Genomic DNA, 16975 nt, shown 5'->3' on the forward strand with positions numbered 1-16975 from the left:
GCTTCCGGAAGCGGGAGTGAAGATGGCAGTGTGCCGACAAGGATCCTGCTCGAGGGCCGCCCTGGCTCGGGCAAGACGACTGCCCTCCGCCGGCTGGCCGCGCTGCTGCCCACTCACGCGGCCACCGGCTTCACCACGGAGGAGATCCGGCAATCCGGCGCCCGCGTCGGTTTCGCCCTGGAGACCCTGGCAGGCTGGCGGGAGGTGCTCGCCCATGTGGACCTGCCCGGTCCGCCGCTGGTAGGGAAATACGGCGTCGACCTGGGCGTCATGGAACGACTGGCGCTACCGTCGCTCCGGCCGGCAGCAACCGAGGAGGCAACGGGGCGGCTGGTGCTCATCGACGAGCTGGGGCGGATGGAACTGGCGTGCACGGCGTTCCGGCACGCGGTCGGCGCGCTGTTCGTCGCAGAGGTCGACGTCGTCGCCACGGTCCACACGCACCGCGATCCGTTCACCGACGCCCTAAAGCGGCGCGCCGACATCGAGGTCGTCCAGCTCACTCCGGCAAACCGGGATGTCCTGCCGGGGAAGCTCGCGGCCCGGCTGCAGCAACCCCGGACGCACGGGAGGCCTCCCTCTCACGGATGAGAGACCGGCCTCCGACACCCTCCGCGGTCGTGCGGATCACGGTGGCCTGGTACTCGGCGACGCGCTCGACGAAGAGGGCTGCAGGATCGTTTCCGGCGTGACTGCTCCTGTAGTCGCGGGGGACGGGGACGCTGTCGGGTATCTCGGTCGCGGGTACGTCGGCCGGTGCGACTGTGTGATCCGTGCAAGGAAGGTCTCCCGGGTGCCCACTTCGCCGCTCCCTTCTCGGGTGCGTCGCCACCAGGCCCGGAAGGACTCGCGGGGCGGTACGGGTGTGTCACGGGTATCGGGCCAACGGCTCAGCGGGCCCGGCAGCCGGCCGCTGGTGCCGCCCGCGCCGGAACCGCAGACGGGCGGCGAGCGCGCCGGCCCGCTACACGAGGGCGAGGCGTCCAGGCAGGACGGACCTCCTCGTCCCAGCGGTAGCCCGCGCCAGCGAACAGCGCAGCACCGGCGCTCGCCCGCGCCACCACCCCTGACGAGAGCCTGCACTTCCTGCTGCGCTCGTACATCGAATTCGCCTTCCAGCACAGCCACTTGATCGATCTGCTCATCGGCGAGCCCGACCAGCTGCCAGGGAGGGAACGCAAGGCGTCGAAGCAGGCACAGCGCGACTGCCTCGCCCTCTGGCTCCGCGTCCTCGACGAGGTCAAGCCGGGCCTCGACACGGCCGAGGCCGAGATCACCCTGTGCGCGGCCCTCACCGTGGTCGACCACGCGTCCGCACAGGCCGCCCGGGCCGGCGCCCGGACCTCGCGGACTGGCTGGCGGAGATCGGCTCGGCACTGCTCCTGTCACGCCGACTGCCACTTGGTACGGCCGGATATCGCCCCTGCAGTGCCCCTTACCCGAGGAACGACAGCCGGACCTGACGCTCCGGATTATCCCTGTTCGTATCGACCAGGCACACCGACTGCCACGTCCCCAGCTCCAGCCGGCCCCCGATCACGGGAAGCGTCGCGTGCGGTGGGACGAGGGCGGGCAGTACGTGGTCGCGGCCGTGGCCGGGGCTGCCGTGGCGGTGCTGCCAGCGGCCGTCGGCGGGCAGCAGGGTGTGGAGGGTGGCCAGCAGGTCGTCGTCGCTGCCGGATCCGGTCTCCAGGACGGCGATGCCGGCGGTCGCGTGCGGTACGAAGATGTTGAGGAGGCCGTCCCGGGAGGCGGCGTTCCGGGTGAGGAACTGCTCGCAGTCGGCGGTCAGGTCGGTGACGGTCTCCGTCGTGCCGGTGGTGATGTGCAGGACGCTGGTGGCGAAGGCGTGGGGCATACGTCCATCATCTCGCCCATGCCGCGAGATCGCGCGTCCACCTGCCGAGACACCATTGACCGCTTCGATCAGGGATCGCTACGTTCAGCGCCATGTTCCGTTCAGCCCTGCTCACTTCGCGCGGTCACATCGACCTGCTGCGGGTGGCCTCCGCCGTGTGTCGTCACGGCTGCTGACGTTCTTTCAGCGCTTTCTCCGCCGGTGACCGGGCGCTCCGGCCACCCGTTCTCGCCGTCGTACGCGCCTGCCCGTTCGCGCCCCGGCGTACCTCGCCCCACCCATCGCGCCTCGTGATCCCTGTGCCGTAACGGCGGCAGTGGTTCGCGCACCCGTGGTCGCGGCGCGCCTTCCCCTGTCCGTGGACTGCTCGTGGAGCCCTCATGACCATCGGCCATGCCCTCGCGCCACCGGACACATCCTCAGAATCCAGCAGAACTCCCATTTCTTCCGCTCGTCGGTCGCTCGATCTGGAGCCCATTGTTCCGGCCTCCGCGCGGGGTGCGCGTCTGCGCGCCGTGCCCCGCTGGCTCCGGCGCGCCGTCGGGCCGCTGCTGCTGCTCGCGCTGTGGCAGGTGCTCAGTGCCACCGGAGTCCCGCACGCTTACGCCGCCGGTCTTCGCGGCCGGTTCCGATTCCAGGATCGTCGTGGTGGGCGCCGGACACGGCTCGTCCGACGGCGAGGCCATCGTCGTCCCGGACGACTCGCCGCCGAAGTCCCCGAAGCAGCTCAAATCAGCTTCCAGGTGGCCTCGCCGGCCGCGCTGAAGGACGCCGAGAAGGCCGAGGCGATCGGCGATCTGCTGGTCCGTCTGCAGCGGGCCCAGTCCTGGGTGTTCAAGCATCCGGAGGCATGGGCGAAGGTCTGGGCGAAGGAGACCGGACTGCCGTACGAGGTGGCCCTGGACGCGGTCAAGCGCAGTTCCGGGACCCGCGTGTCCGTGGCGGTCGATCCTGCCGCGATCGCCTCCGAGCAGGCGATCGCCGACACCTTCGCCGATCTGAATCTCCCCGCTCCTACGGAAAGGCCTCGTCATGAATGTTCATCTGCACTGGTTCCTGCCCACCGGTGGTGACGGTCGTACGCTCGTCGACCGCCACGCGTACACCGACGGCGGGATCAGGCGGGACCGGATCACTCCGGTGAGCGGGGTGCGCGCTCCCGACATCGAGTATCTGGCGCAGATCGCCAAGGCCGCCGAGCAACTGGGCTTCGAAGCCGTACTGACGCCCACCGGCACCTGGTGCGAGGATGCCTGGCTGACGACGGTTGCACTGGCCCAGCACACCGAGCGGCTGAAGTTCCTGGTGGCGTTCCGGCCGGGAGTGATCTCACCGGTGCTCGCCGCGCAGATGGCGGCGACCTATCAGCGGATCACCCGGGGGCGGCTGCTGCTCAATGTCGTCACGGGTGGCGACTCGACGGAGCAGCGGCGGTTCGGTGACCATCTGGACCACGACCGGCGCTACGCGCGGACCGCGGAGTTCCTGTCCGTGGTGCGCAGCGCGTGGAGCGGGCGGCCCTTCGACTTCGAAGGCAGGCCGGCGTCCGCGCCGGGCGGGGCGCCGCTGCTGGTCGCCGGGGGCCGCTGACCGGCCTGCAACCGGCGACCAGCAGGAAGAAGCCCGGGGCCGGTCGGGGAAGATCCTCACCCCCGGCGTAGTTGGTAGAAGCGTGAACAACTTTGGGGTGGCCGCAGCACGCACGGTCGATGTCGTCGTGATCGGCGCCGGACAGGCAGGACTGTCCGGCGCCTACCATCTGCGCCGCACCGGCCTGGAGCCCGATCGCGACTTCGTCGTGCTCGACCACGCCGCGCGCCCCGGCGGCGCCTGGCAGTTCCGCTGGCCCTCGCTGACCTACGGCAAGGTCCACGGCATGCATGCGCTGCCCGGCATGGAACTCACCGGAGCGGACGACAGCCGCCCCTCCTCCGAGGTGATCGGTGAGTACTTCGCCGAGTACGAGCGCACCTTCGACCTGCGGGTTCACCGCCCCGTCGAGGTGAGCGCGGTGCGCGAGGGCGCCGATGGGCGGCTGCTCGTCGAGACCTCCGAGGGTACGTACGCCACCCGTGCCCTGATCAACGCCACCGGCACCTGGGACCGGCCGTTCTGGCCGCGCTACCCGGGCCAGGAAAGCTTCCGGGGGCGGCAGCTGCACACCGCGAACTACCCGGGGCCGACGGAATTCTCCGGACAGCGCGTGGTGGTGGTCGGCGGCGGCGCCTCCGGTACGCAGCACCTGATGGAGATCGCCGAGGTGGCGGCCAAGACGTACTGGGTGACGCGTCGGCCGCCGGTCTTCCGGGACGGTCCCTTCGACGCGGACCGGGGGCGGGCCGCGGTCGCGATGGTGGAGGAGCGGGTGCGGCGCGGGCTGCCGCCGCAGAGTGTGGTGAGCGTGACCGGGCTGCCGCTCACGGATGCGGTGCGGCGCGCCCGCGAGACGGGGGTGCTGGACCGGCTGCCGATGTTCGACCGGATCACTCCGAGCGGGGTCGCCTGGGACGACGGCCGGACGGTCGAGGCGGATGTCATCCTCTGGGCCACCGGATTCCGGGCCGCCGTCGATCATCTCGCGCCGCTGAAACTGCGCGAGCCGGGCGGCGGCATCCGGGTCGACGGCACCCAGGCGGTACGGGACGCGCGCATCCATCTCGTCGGGTACGGGCCGTCCGCCAGCACGATCGGCGCCAACCGGGCGGGTCGGGCGGCGGTGCGCGCGATCGGTCGACTGCTGGACGGGAAGGACACGACGGCGGAGGACGACGAGACGCCGGTGCCCGCCGCGGTGTGACGGCGCGGGCGCTCAGCCGCCGGACGCGCTGCGGCGGTTGCGGTTGAACTCCTCCACGTTTCTCTGCTGTTCCGTATAGCTGCTGGTGAAGCGGGTGTCGCCCGGTGCGACCGTGACGAAGTAGAGCCACGCTCCAGGAGTGGGGTTGATCGCCGCCGTCATCGCCTGCTCCCCCGGGTTCCCGATGGGTGTGGGCGGCAGCCCCTTGCGCCCATAGCTGTTGTACGGGCTGTCGATCTTCGTGTCGCCCGTGGTGGTGTGCAGGGTGCTGCGGTTCAGCGCGTAGTTGAGCGTGGAGTCCATCTGGAGCGGCATGCCCCGGGCCAGCCGGTTGTAGACGACTCTGGCGACCTTGCCCATGTCGGCCACGGTGTCCGCCTCGGCCTGCACGATGCTCGCGATCGTCACCGTCTGGTACACCGAGACGCCGTTGCGCCGTGCACCCTCGGCGATGTGGTCCGCACCGAATCGCTCGACCGCGGTGTCGACCATGTACCTGAGCAGGCCCTGCGGGGTCGTTTCGGAGGTGACGGGGTACGTCGCCGGGAAGAGGTAGCCCTCGGGGTTGCCCTTCGCCGCTGCCGGGAGCGGCAGGTCCGCCGCATCGGCGGCCTTCTCGGTGGTCCCGGGCTCGACAGCGAGGACCTTGTCGACGGCCTCGTACACCTGGGAGGCCCGCCACCCCTCGGGAATCACGAGCGGGCGAGCCCGCTCGACCTGCGGCCCTCTCGTCAGCAGCGGCACGAGCACGGCTGCTGCCACGACCAGGACGAGGACGACGCCGATGAACAGCACCAGACGGCCGCGCCGGGTCGGGCGGAGCGTGCGGCGAGGCGGGGTGTCCGGGGACTCGTTCACCATGCGGGCACGCTATCCCGCCGTCCGGAACCACCGCCCGGACGACACGGGCCCCGCAGTTCATGAAGGGAACGCACGAACAGGGGATCGGATGTTCGCTCGAACGCGTGATCGTTCCGCTATTCGTTGCTCAACTCCCCTACGGCACGGGATGATTACAGGGCGCAAGCGACGGGCTGCAGACCGCGACTGCGCTGTCCCAGATTTGCACCACGCACAAGGAGAAACACCGAATGAACGTCATCACCAACCTGCTCGCCGGCATCGTCCACTTCGTGGGTTGGCTCGTCTGACCATTGCTCCGCCCGGCGCCGTCGCTCCCCGTCCCACGGGAGCGGCGGCGTCGCCGCGTGTTCCGCCTCGGCGGGGCACGCCCGGCCCCGCTGATCAGCTTGTCGCGGGGGCCAGTTCGGTATCCCGTCGGACCAGCGCGGCATAGCGGCCGTCCTGTTGGAGGAGTTCCTCGTGGCTGCCGCGCTCGGCGGTCCGGCCGCCGTCCAGGACGACGATCTGGTCGGCGTCGCGAACGGTGGAGAGCCGGTGCGCGATGGTGATGGTGGTGCGCCCCTCGGAGAGAGCGTCGATCGCTTCCTGCACGGCGAATTCCGTACGGGTGTCGAGGGCGCTCGTCGCCTCGTCGAGCACCAGGACGGGCGGATCGCGCAGAATCGTGCGGGCGATCGCGAGGCGTTGCTTCTCGCCGCCCGAGAAGCGGTAGCCGCGCTCGCCGACGAGGGTGTCGTAGCCGTCGGGCAGTGAGGCGATGTGGTCGTGGATCTGTGCCGCACGGGCCGCCGTCTCGATTTCGGCATCGGTCGCGTCCGGCTTGGCGAAGCGCAGATTGTCGGCGACCGAGGCATGGAAGAGGTAGGTCTCCTGGGAGACCACGCCCACGGCTCTTGCCAGGGTGTCGAAATCCAGATCGCGTACGTCGACCCCGTCGAGCGTGACCCGGCCGCCGGTGACGTCGTAGAGCCTGGGCACCAGATAGCTGAGCGTGGACTTGCCGGATCCGGTCGGTCCGACGACCGCCAGACTGCCGCCGGCCGGGACGGTCACATCGATGCCGCTGAGGGTCGGGCCGCTCCTCTCGTCGTAGCTGAAATCGACATCCTCGAAGCGGATCTCGCCGCGGATCTTCTCCAGTCGGACCGGGTGCTCGGGCTCGGTGATGTCCACGTCGAGGTCGAGGTACTCGAAGATCCGCTGGAAGAGCGCGAGGGACGTCTGCATCTGCACCCCGGTGGAGAGCAGGCTCACGGCGGGCCGGAAGAGGCCCTGCTGGAGCGAGACGAAGGCGACGAGCGTGCCGATGGAGACGGCGGGTCCGCCGGACTGCAGGGCGAGGCCGGTTGCCCAGTAGATGACTGCGGGCATGGCTGCCATGACGATGCCGATCGTGGACATCCGCCACCGCCCGGCCATGCTGGAGCGCACTTCGAGATCGACGAGCTTCTCGGACTCCTCGGCGAAGCCCTTGGTGAGGGAGTCCGCACGGCCCATCGTCCGGCCGAGCAGGATGCCGCTGACGGAGAGCGACTCGGTGACCGTGGCCGCCATGGCGGCCATCTGCTTCTGGCGCCGGGTGGTGATTTTCTTGCGCTCGCGGCCGACCCGGCGACTGATCCAGACGAAGACCGGCAGCAGCAGGAGCGAGACCAGGGTGAGCCGCCAGTCGAGCGCCAGCATGGCGACGACGGTGGCGATGACCGCGGTGAGATTGGAGACCAGCGACGTCGCGGTGGAGGTGACGGTCGCCTGCATGCCGCCGATGTCGTTGGCGATGCGGGACTGGACCTCGCCGGTACGGGTCCGGGTGAAGAAGGCGAGCGGCATCCGCTGCAGCTGGGCGTAGACGGCGGTGCGCAGGTCGTGCATGACCCGCTGGCCGACCGTGGTGGAGATCAGGGTCTGCAGGACGCCGAAGACGCTGTTCATCACGGCGGTGAGGATCATGCCGAGGGCGAGCAGCGACAGCAGTCCCGTACGCCCCTGGGGGATGGCCGTGTCCAGGATTTCGCGCAGCAGGAACGGCGAGGCGACCGACACCAGTGACGACGCGCCGACGAGCAGCCCGACCAGCGCGAGCCGGCCTCGGTAGGGACGGAAGAGGCGCAGGATGCGGCGCACCTCGGCGGGCGGACGGCTCTCGCCCTTCGGCGGGGGTGTCCAGTTGATCTCGTCGGGTTTCATGGGCTCCTTCGTCGGGCGTGCGGCAGCTGCGACTCGGGCGGGGGCTCCAGGGACTTGAGCAGGGGCCCGGGCGAGCGCATTTTTGAGAGCATAGCTCATTGTTACCTATACTCACAATGAACGAGGTCCTGATATTGTTCCCTTCATGGACTCCTCCGACGCCGATGGCGTGCTCGCCGAACAGCTGCTGCGGGTGACCCGCAGGCTCCAGCGGATCCAGAGCCGCCAGCTGGAGCCGATCGGCATCACTCCCGCGCAGTTCCGGCTGCTCCGCACCGTCGCGCATTACGACGGCCCGCCCCGGATGGCCGATCTCGCGCAGCGCCTGGACGTCGTCCCGCGCGCCGTGACCACCCTGGTCGACGGCCTGGAGGCGAGCGGACGGGTGCGTCGCGCCCCCGATCCGGACAGCCGCCGGGTGGTCCGCATCGAGATCACCGAGGAGGGGCTCGCCACCCTCCGGTCGCTGCGCGACGCGCGCCGGGCCGCCGCAGAGGAGATCCTGGCCCCACTGACCGCCGATCAGCGCGAGGTGCTCGGCGGGCTGCTGTCCGCTCTGGTCAACGGAATGCCGGAGCGTCGCTGTTAGACACGGCACGGACACGCCTGCGCCCGCCGGGTGACGCGTGTCCGCCGCCGTGGTACCGAACCGAACCGCCGAGGAGACCTCGAGATGCCACTGCTGGAGCCGAATCCGGAAGCACTGCGCCCCGGCGCAGTGCGTACGCCGTCCATGGACCGGGTCCCCGCCCGGCAGGCTCCGGGAACGCCCGAACCGCTGCGCGGCGAGCTGATCGCCCTGCTCGGGCCGGAGAAGGTGCTCTGGAAGGTCTCCGACCTGGTGAAGTACGCCTCCGACGCCAGCCCTTACCGCTTCCTCCCCCAGGTCGTCGTGGTCCCGGAGGACATCGACGACGTCTCGGCGATCCTGTCGTACGCGCACGGCAGGGGCCGCGAGGTCGTCTTCCGGGCCGCCGGCACCAGTCTGAACGGCCAGGCCCAGGGCGAGGACATCCTGGTCGACGTCCGCCACCACTGGGCGGGCATCGAGGTCCTGGCCGACGGCGCGCAGGCCCGCATCCGGCCGGGTACGACGGTCGTGCGGGCCAACGCCGCCCTCGCCCGGCACGGCCGGCTGCTGGGGCCCGACCCGGCCAGCGCGATCGCCTGCACGATCGGCGGAGTCGTCGCCAACAACGCCTCGGGGATGACGGCGGGCACGACCCGCAATTCGTACCGCACGGTCTCCTCCCTCACCTTCGTGCTGCCGAGCGGCACCGTCGTCGACACGGGTGACCCGGCCGCGGACGAGGACCTCGCCCACGCCGAGCCGCAGCTGTGCGAAGGGCTGCTGGCCCTGAAGGCGGAGATCGAGGCGGATGCCGGGCTCACGGCCCGGATCCGCGCCAAGTACGAGATCAAGAACACCAACGGCTACCGGCTCGACGCCTTCCTCGACGGCTCGACGCCGGTCGAGATCCTGCGCGGCCTGATGGTCGGCTCGGAGGGCACCTTCGGTTTCATCTCCGAGGTCGTCTTCGACACACTGCCGCTGGACCGCCGGATCTCCACGGCCCTGCTGTTCTTCCCGTCCCTCACCGCCGCGGCGGCCGCCGTGCCCCGTTTCAACGAGGCGGGGGCGATCGCCGTCGAGCTGATGGACGGCAACACGCTGCGCGCTTCGGTGAGTGTCCAGGGCGTGCCGGCGGACTGGGCCGAACTGCCCAGGGAGACCACGGCGCTGCTGGTGGAGTTCCGCGCTCCGGACGAACCCGGCCAGGGGGCGTACGAGCGGGCGGCGGCGGCCGTCGTCGAGGGGCTCGACCTGGTCGCGCCCGTCGCCTCGGTGACCAATGCGTTCACCCGCGAGGCCAAGGTCATCTCCGGCTACTGGAAGGCCCGCAAGGCCTTCGTCACCGCGGTCGGCGGATCCCGGCCCTCGGGTACGACGCTGATCACGGAGGACTTCGCGGTACCGCCCTCCCGGCTGGCCGAGGCCTGCGAGGCCCTGCTCGAACTCCAGGCCCAGCACGGCTTCGACGCCGCCGTCGCCGGCCACGCCGCGCACGGGAACCTGCACTTCCTGCTCGCCTTCGACGCGGCGAAGCCGTCCGACGTCGACCGCTACGCCGCGTTCATGGACGACTTCTGCCGGCTGACGGTGGAGCGCTTCGACGGCTCGCTGAAGGCCGAGCACGCCACCGGCCGCAATATCGCCCCCTTCCTGGAGCTGGAGTGGGGCCCGAAGGCGACCGAGCTGATGTGGCGCACCAAGCAGATCATCGACCCCGACGGCGTCCTGGCGCCCCGGATCGTCCTCGACCGCGATCCGAAGGCCCATCTGCGCGGGCTGAAGACCATTCCCGAGGTCGAGGCGATCGCCGACCCCTGCATCGAGTGCGGCTTCTGCGAGCCCACCTGCCCCAGCCATGATCTGACCACGTCCCCGCGCCAGCGGATCGTGCTGCGCCGGGAGATGATGCGGCAGCCGGACGGCTCCCCGGTGGAGACGCAGTTGCTCGACGCGTACGGTTACGACGCCGTCGACACGTGTGCGGGCGACTCGACGTGCAAGCTGGCCTGCCCGGTGGGCATCGACACCGGCGCGATGATGAAGGACTTCCGCCACCGGCGGCACTCGCCGCGCGAGGAGCGGATCGCGGCGCTCACGGCGAAGAACTTCAAGGCGGTGGAGGCGGCGGCACGGCTCGCGGTGGCCGCGGCCGACCGGATCGGCGACCGGCTCGGCGACGGACCGCTGGAGACCATCACCGCTCTCGCCCGCAAGGCCGTGCGCCCCGATCTGGTGCCCGAGTGGCTGCCCGAGATTCCCGGCGCCGCCGCCCGGAAGCTGCCGCGTACCTCCCGTGTCGGGGCGAGCGCCGTCTACTACCCGGCGTGTGTGAACCGTATCTTCGGCGGCCCCGAGGGCCACCGGGGTCCGTCGCTGCCGCAGGCCGTGGTCGCCGTGTCCGCCCGCGCCGGGAAGCCGGTCTGGATCCCGGACGATGTCGCGGGGACCTGCTGCGCGACGATCTGGCACTCCAAGGGGTACGACGAGGGCAACGCCGTGATGGCCAACCGCATCGTGGAAGCGGCCTGGGGCTGGACGGCCGGCGGAAAGCTGCCGCTGGTCGTCGACGCCTCGTCGTGCACCCTGGGCATCGCCCATGAAGTGGTGCCGTATCTCACCGATGACAACCGGGAGTTGCACCGGGAGCTGACCATTGTCGACTCCCTGGTCTGGGCGGCCGACGAGTTGCTTCCCGAGCTGACGGTCCTCCGGAAGACCGGTTCGGCGGTCCTGCATCCGACGTGCTCCATGCAGCATCTGGACGATGTGGAGCAGTTGCGTAGGGTCGCGGAGGCCTGCGCCGAGGAGGTCGTGATCCCCGACGACGCCGGGTGCTGCGCCTTCGCGGGCGACCGGGGCATGCTGCACAAGGAGTTGACGGCCTCGGCGACGGCGAAGGAGGCCGCCGAGGTGAATGCGCGCGAGTACGACGCGTACCTCTCGGCCAACCGCATGTGCGAGATCGGAATGGACCGGGCCACGGGGCATTCGTACTACTCGGTGCTGATGGAGTTGGAACGGGCCACCCGGCCGGGGGCTGTGGTGCGCTGATCACCGGGGCCGTTCGGCCCCGCAGTCGCCCTGGATCGCCGGGCGGGCTCGACGTATTCGAGCCCGCCCGGCCTTTTTGTGGGCACATCCCGGGCGCATTCCGGGTGCATCCCGGGTGCACGAAAGTCCATGGTTTCGGAACGGGAGTCCAATCGCTCCCCTTGCGCAACCGCAGACCCAACTACCAAGGTCCTTACCGAGGTTCATTCATCAGCCGCGCACGTCAGACCCCCTTTCTGGAGGATCGATGAACGACGCAGCACAGCAGAACGACGGTACGCAGGGCGGCGACGAGGGTTCCATGAGCCGCCGCTCGGTGCTCTGGACGACCGCCGGAGTGGCCGGCGCCGGGCTGGGACTCGGCGCCCTCGGCAGTTCCTCCGCGGCAGCCGCCCCCGGCCAGGGCCCGGAGGCCACTGCCGCGGACGGGTCGGCCACGCCGAAGCGCCAGGGCAGGACCATGGTGGGGGTCCCCTTCGACCGGCGCTCCACGGTCCGGGTCGGCATCGTCGGCCTCGGCAATCGCGGTGGCAGCATGATCGATCTCTTCCTCGCCATCAGTGGTGTACAGGTCGTCGCCGTCTGCGATCCGGTCAAGGCCAAGGCGCAACGGGCCGCCGCGAAGGTGACCGCCGCGGGTCAGCCGGCGCCCGCCGTCTACACCAACGGCGAGGACGACTACGAGAACCTCTGCAAGCGCGGAGACATCGACTTCGTCTATGTGGCAACGCCTTGGGACTTCCACTTCCAGATGGCGAAGACCGCCATGCTGAACGGCAAGCATGTCGGCGTGGAGTGTCCGATCGCGCTCCAGCTCGACCAGCTCTGGGAGCTGGTCGACCTGTCCGAGCGCACCAGGCGCCACTGCATGCAGCTGGAGAACTGCTGCTACGGGAAGAACGAGATGCGGGTGCTGCGCATGGCGCATGCCGGTCTCTTCGGTGATCTGCTGCACGGCGCGGGCGCTTACAACCACGATCTGCGTGGCCTGATGTTCGACCCGGACTACTACGAGGGCCCCTGGCGCAGGCTGTGGCACACCCGGCTGCGTGGCGATCTCTACCCCAACCACGGGTTCGGCCCGGTCGCCAACTACATGGACATCAACCGCGGCGACCGTGCGGTGAGCATCACCAGTGTCGGTTCCCCGTCCCTCGGACTCGCCGAGTACCGCGAGAAGAACATGCCGGCCGGCGACCCGAGCTGGAAGGAGACCTATATCGAGTCCGACCGGACCATCAGTCTCGTCCAGACCGCCAAGGGACGGGTCATCCGGCTGGAGCACGATGTGTCCACTCCGCATCCGTACTCGCGGATCAACAGCCTCGGCGGCACGAAGGGCGTCTTCGAGGACTACCCCGCCCGTATCTACATCGAGCCCGACCACACCAACGACAGCTGGGGCGACTTCGCCAAGTACCAGGAGTGGGACCACTGGCTGTGGAAGGAACACGCCAACCCGCCCGGCGGCCACGGCGGTATGGACTACATGCTGGTGTTCCGGCTGATGCAGTGCATGCGGCTCGGCCTCGTCCCCGACTTCGATGTGTACGACGCGGCGACCTGGACGTCGCCCGTGCCGCTCAGCCACCTGTCCATCAAGGCGAAGGGCGCGCCGCAGCAGATCCCGGACTTCACCCGCGGTGAGTGGAAGAAGGCCCGCTCCGGCATGGACTCGGAGAACCCCGAGAAGGCCTGACCGGCCGATGCGACCGGGCAGGCCGGGTACGCGCCCTGCGGGGCCGGCCCGGCCTGCCCGTCCGCATCGCGACCATGGCGCGACAGTGCTGTTCGTGGAGAAAACCAATTGCTCCGACCGACGTCCCGGGGCGAACCTTGCACGGTTTGAGTCATTCACCTCGATTCATTCACGGCAGTGATTCATCCACCGGCATTGATTCATCCACCGAACAAGCCGTCACACCGAACCATGGGACGTCATGCAGATTCGCGATCTTCCCTACCCGGATCCCGGCGATCCCGATGTCCGGTCAGGCCCACGCTTCCTGCTCTGGCTCGGCCGCAATCAGCTCAAGGGCCAGCTCAAATCGTTGTCCTGGGGCCTGCTGCACCAGTGCTCCATCGCAGGGCTGCCGCCCGCCGTCGGCCTCGCCGTCCAGGCGGTCGTCGACCGTTCCGGCAGCCGGCTCGCGTGGGCGGGCGGGCTGATCGCGGTCCTGGGCGTGCTGATCTCGCTGGGCGACGCCATGCTTCACCGGACGGCCGTCACCAACTGGATCACCGCCGCCGCCCGGGTCCAGCAGCTGCTGGCCCGCAAGACCGCCGAGCTCGGCTCGGCACTGACCCGCCGGGTCGCGGCCGGCGAAGTGGTCGCCGTATCCACCGGTGACGTCGAGAAGATCGGATGGTTCGTCGAGGCCCTCTCGCGGTTCGCCGCGGCCGCCGCCGCCCTGGTACTGATCTGTGCGGGGCTCCTGCTGTATCTGCCGTCGCTGGGCATCCTGGTGGCGGTCGCCGTGCCGTTGCTGGCCCTCGCCGTGCTGCCGCTGCTCCCCCGGGCCACCCGGCGCGCGGACCTCCAGCGCGAAAAGGCGGGCAAGGCCACGGAGCTGGCCTCGGACACCGTGGCGGGGCTGCGGGTGCTGCGCGGGATCGGCGGCGAGGAACTCTTCCTCGGCCGCTATCGGCGTGCCTCCCAGGAGGTCCGCGAGGCCGCGGTGCGCAGCGCGCGGATGTGGTCGTTGATCTCGGCCATCCAGGTGCTGCTGCCGGGCGTGCTGCTCATCTCACTGGTCGTGTACGGGGCGGTGCTGGCCCGGGACGGCCGGATCGAGGTCGGTCAGCTGGTCACGGTGTACAGCGCGGCGACGCTGATGCTGTTCCCGCTCCGCCACTTCGAGGAGATCGCGATGGCGTACTCCTTCTCGCGGCCCTCCGCCCAGCGTGCGGTCCGGGTGCTGTCGTTGCGCCGCACGGCCCAGCCGTCGACCGTCGACGCCGCGCCGACCGGCGATCTGTACGACCCGGTCACCGGTCTGATGGCCCCGGCCGGCCTGTTCACCGCGGTGGTCTGCGGAGATCCGGACGAGGCGGGCCGGCTGGCCGAGCGGCTCGGCGGACACGCACATGTGGACGCGGACGAGGACGCGGTCGCTGCGGGGGCCGAGAGCGGCGCACCCGCCTGCGCGGACGAGGACGCCGCGGCGCGGAAGGCCCCGTCCGTTCTGCTCGGTGGCGTGCCGCTGGACGAACTCCCGCTGGACTCCGCCCGGACCGCCGTGCTGGTCCAGGACAAGGACCCGGTTCTGCTCTCGGGCACGCTGCGCGAACTGCTGGACGTTCCGTCATCCGGCCGGGTGACCGCCGAGGAGGCGCTGACGGCCGCGCAGTGCGGCGATGTGCTGGACTCCTTGGCGCAGGCGTCGCTCGCCGCGGACGGCGACCCGATGACGACCCGGATCACCGAACGCGGCCGCTCGCTCTCGGGCGGCCAGCGCCAGCGGCTCGCGCTGGCCCGCTCCTTGGTGACCGACCCGGAGGCGCTGGTTCTCGACGAGCCGACCTCCGCCGTCGACTCGCACACGGAGGCCCGGGTCGCCGCCGGAATCAAGGCCTTGCGCAAGGGCCGCACCACCGTGGCGTTCGCCTCGTCACCGTTGCTGCTCGACCTCGCGGACCGGGTGGTGCTGGTGCACCGGGGCACCGTCGTCGCGGTCGGCGGGCACCGTGAACTCCTGCACACGGACCCCCGCTACCGGGCGGTCGTGACACGTGAGACGGACGACGAGATCGCGGCCCCGACCTCTCGGGGCGCGACCGGAACGATCGAGGAAGTCGAGGAACGGGCATGATCGGCGTCGCAGAACCGACGTACGACCCGGCCGCGCCGGAGTCGGCGACGACCCTGCCGGTCGGCACCCCCACCACTGTACGGAGCTATGTACGGGAGCTGTTCCGGCGCCATCACGGGCGGTTCGCCGTGCTCGTCGCGTTCAACGCCATCGCGGTGATCGCGTCGATCGTCGGCCCGTATCTGCTGGGCGGGCTGGTCGAGGACCTGTCCGAGGGGGTGCGGGACCTCCATCTGGAGCGCACCGCCGGGGTGTTCGCGCTCGCGCTGATCGTGCAGACCGTGTTCACCCGGCTGATGCGTCTGCGCAGCGCGATGCTCGGTGAGGAAATGCTGGCCGATCTGCGCGAGGACTTCCTCGTACGGTCGGTCGGGCTGCCGCCGGGGGTGCTGGAGCGGGCCGGTACCGGCGATCTGCTCTCCAGGATCACCACGGACATCGACCGGCTGGCCAATGCGATGCGCGAGGCGGTGCCGCAGCTGGCGATCGGCGTGGTGTGGGCGGGGCTGCTGCTTGCCGCCCTCACCGTGACGGCTCCGCCGCTGGCACTCTCGGTGCTGCTCGCCCTGCCCGTTCTGATCCTCGGCTGCCGCTGGTACTTCAAGCGGGCGCCGTCCGCGTACCGTTCGGAGGCCGCGGGTTACGCCGCGGTCGCCGCGATGCTGGCGGAGACCGTGGACGCCGGACGGACCGTGGAGGCGCACCGTCTGGGTGCGCGCCGGGTGGCGTTGTCGGACCGGCGGATCAAGGAGTGGACGGCGTGGGAGCGGTACACCCTCTTCCTTCGTTCCGTGCTCTTCCCCGTCATCAACGTCACCTACGTGACGATTCTGGGCGCGGTGCTGATGCTCGGCGGCTGGTTCGTCATCGAGGGCTGGCTGACCGTGGGGCAACTGACGACGGGTGCGCTGCTGGCGCAGATGATGGTCGACCCGCTCGGTCTGATCCTGCGCTGGTACGACGAGTTGCAGGTCGCCCAGGTGTCGCTGGCGCGGCTGGTCGGGGTGCGGGACATCGAACCGGACGCGGGCGATGCGGAGGTCGTCCCGGACGGCCGTGATGTCCGGGCCGACGAGGTGCGCTTCGGGTACCGCGCCGGGCTGGACGTCCTGCACCGGGTGTCGCTGGACGTCGCACCGGGTACGCGCCTCGCGCTGGTCGGCCCGTCCGGCGCCGGCAAGTCGACGCTGGGCCGGCTGCTGGCCGGGATCTACGCCCCGCGCACGGGCGAAGTGACACTCGGCGGCGCCGAGTTGTCGCGGATGAAGGCGGAGGACGTGCGTACGCATGTGGCGCTGGTCAACCAGGAGCACCATGTGTTCGTCGGTTCGCTGCGGGACAACCTGCTGCTGGCCCGTACGGGCGCCGAGGACGCCGAGCTGTGGGCGTCGCTGGCGGCGGTCGACGCGGACGGCTGGGCGAGGGCACTGGAGGAGGGGCTGGGTACCGAGGTCGGCTCCGGCGGTCTGGCGCTGACTCCGGCTCAGGCCCAGCAGATCGCGCTGGCCCGGCTGGTCCTGGCCGATCCGCACACACTGGTGCTGGACGAGGCGACATCGCTGCTGGACCCGCGGGCCGCCCGCCATCTGGAGCGTTCGCTGGCCCGGGTGCTGGACGGCCGTACGGTCGTGGCGATCGCGCACCGGCTGCACACCGCTCACGACGCGGATGTGATCGCGGTGGTGGAGGGCGGCCGGATCAGTGAGCTGGGCAGTCATGACGACCTGGTGGCGGCGGACGGCGCGTACGCGGCGCTGTGGCGGTCCTGGCACGGCTGAGCAGCCCGTCTGCCTCCCGGTCGGCCGACCGGGAGGCAGTGGCCGGTCCCCTCG

Annotated in this window: 11 protein-coding genes and 2 pseudogenes; 10 read left to right on the forward strand and 3 right to left on the reverse strand. The window is 70.4% G+C overall.

Annotated elements, in window-relative coordinates; translation table 11 throughout:
- Nucleotides 1–30: 30 nt before the first annotated feature.
- The gene (locus OG978_RS06105) at nt 31–591 is read left to right on the forward strand and encodes a nucleoside-triphosphatase (protein WP_326764203.1); all 561 of its coding nucleotides are present in this window, start codon (nt 31–33) and stop codon (nt 589–591) included.
- A gap of 844 nt (nt 592–1435) precedes the next feature.
- Here OG978_RS06105 and OG978_RS06115 read toward each other — a convergent pair.
- The gene (locus OG978_RS06115; RefSeq protein ID WP_326764204.1) at nt 1436–1858 is read right to left on the reverse strand and encodes a secondary thiamine-phosphate synthase enzyme YjbQ; all 423 of its coding nucleotides are present in this window, start codon (nt 1856–1858) and stop codon (nt 1436–1438) included.
- Nucleotides 1859–1950: 92 nt separating this feature from the next.
- On the opposite strand from OG978_RS06115, the gene OG978_RS06120 reads away from it, so the two are divergent.
- The 4 genes and pseudogenes from OG978_RS06120 to OG978_RS06135 all read left to right on the forward strand — a co-directional run bounded on the left by OG978_RS06120 (nt 1951) and on the right by OG978_RS06135 (nt 4655).
- The gene (locus tag OG978_RS06120; protein WP_326769948.1) at nt 1951–2034 is read left to right on the forward strand and encodes a putative leader peptide; all 84 of its coding nucleotides are present in this window, start codon (nt 1951–1953) and stop codon (nt 2032–2034) included.
- Between the two features lie 427 nt (nt 2035–2461).
- Nucleotides 2462–2865 (forward strand): annotated as a pseudogene (locus OG978_RS48250) (hypothetical protein); the annotation flags it as partial.
- A 25-nt stretch (nt 2866–2890) separates the two neighbouring features.
- A pseudogene (locus OG978_RS06130) lies at nt 2891–3430 on the forward strand (LLM class flavin-dependent oxidoreductase); the annotation flags it as partial.
- 100 nt (nt 3431–3530) lie between these two features.
- Entirely contained in the window at nt 3531–4655 is a 1125-nt protein-coding gene (locus OG978_RS06135; RefSeq protein ID WP_326764205.1) for an NAD(P)-binding domain-containing protein, read from the forward strand.
- A 12-nt stretch (nt 4656–4667) separates the two neighbouring features.
- On the opposite strand, the gene mltG is transcribed toward OG978_RS06135, so the two are convergent.
- A complete protein-coding gene (mltG, locus tag OG978_RS06140) occupies nt 4668–5516 on the reverse strand; it encodes an endolytic transglycosylase MltG (RefSeq protein WP_326764206.1) in 849 nt (282 codons plus the stop codon).
- 384 nt (nt 5517–5900) lie between these two features.
- Nucleotides 5901–7706: an ABC transporter ATP-binding protein gene (locus OG978_RS06145; RefSeq protein ID WP_326764207.1), complete on the reverse strand. Its 1806-nt coding sequence runs from the start codon at nt 7704–7706 to the stop codon at nt 5901–5903.
- A 145-nt stretch (nt 7707–7851) separates the two neighbouring features.
- Between OG978_RS06145 and OG978_RS06150 the strand changes: the two genes are divergently transcribed.
- From OG978_RS06150 to OG978_RS06170, 5 genes are all read left to right on the forward strand, one after another.
- The gene (locus OG978_RS06150; protein ID WP_124719176.1) at nt 7852–8295 is read left to right on the forward strand and encodes a MarR family winged helix-turn-helix transcriptional regulator; all 444 of its coding nucleotides are present in this window, start codon (nt 7852–7854) and stop codon (nt 8293–8295) included.
- A gap of 84 nt (nt 8296–8379) precedes the next feature.
- Entirely contained in the window at nt 8380–11331 is a 2952-nt protein-coding gene (locus OG978_RS06155) for an FAD-binding and (Fe-S)-binding domain-containing protein (protein WP_326764208.1), read from the forward strand.
- Nucleotides 11332–11578: 247 nt separating this feature from the next.
- Nucleotides 11579–13030 carry a Gfo/Idh/MocA family protein gene (locus tag OG978_RS06160; protein WP_326764209.1) on the forward strand — a complete coding sequence of 484 codons (1452 nt, stop codon included), beginning with the start codon at nt 11579–11581 and terminating at the stop codon, nt 13028–13030.
- A 241-nt stretch (nt 13031–13271) separates the two neighbouring features.
- The gene (locus OG978_RS06165) at nt 13272–15143 is read left to right on the forward strand and encodes an ABC transporter ATP-binding protein (RefSeq protein WP_326764210.1); all 1872 of its coding nucleotides are present in this window, start codon (nt 13272–13274) and stop codon (nt 15141–15143) included.
- Nucleotides 15140–16921 carry an ABC transporter ATP-binding protein gene (locus tag OG978_RS06170; protein WP_326764211.1) on the forward strand — a complete coding sequence of 594 codons (1782 nt, stop codon included), beginning with the start codon at nt 15140–15142 and terminating at the stop codon, nt 16919–16921. The genes OG978_RS06165 and OG978_RS06170 overlap by 4 nt, the downstream gene beginning before the upstream one ends.
- The last annotated feature ends 54 nt before the right edge of the window (nt 16922–16975 follow it).

This window comes from Streptomyces sp. NBC_01591 (assembly GCF_035918155.1).
In the GTDB taxonomy this organism is placed as follows: domain Bacteria; phylum Actinomycetota; class Actinomycetes; order Streptomycetales; family Streptomycetaceae; genus Streptomyces.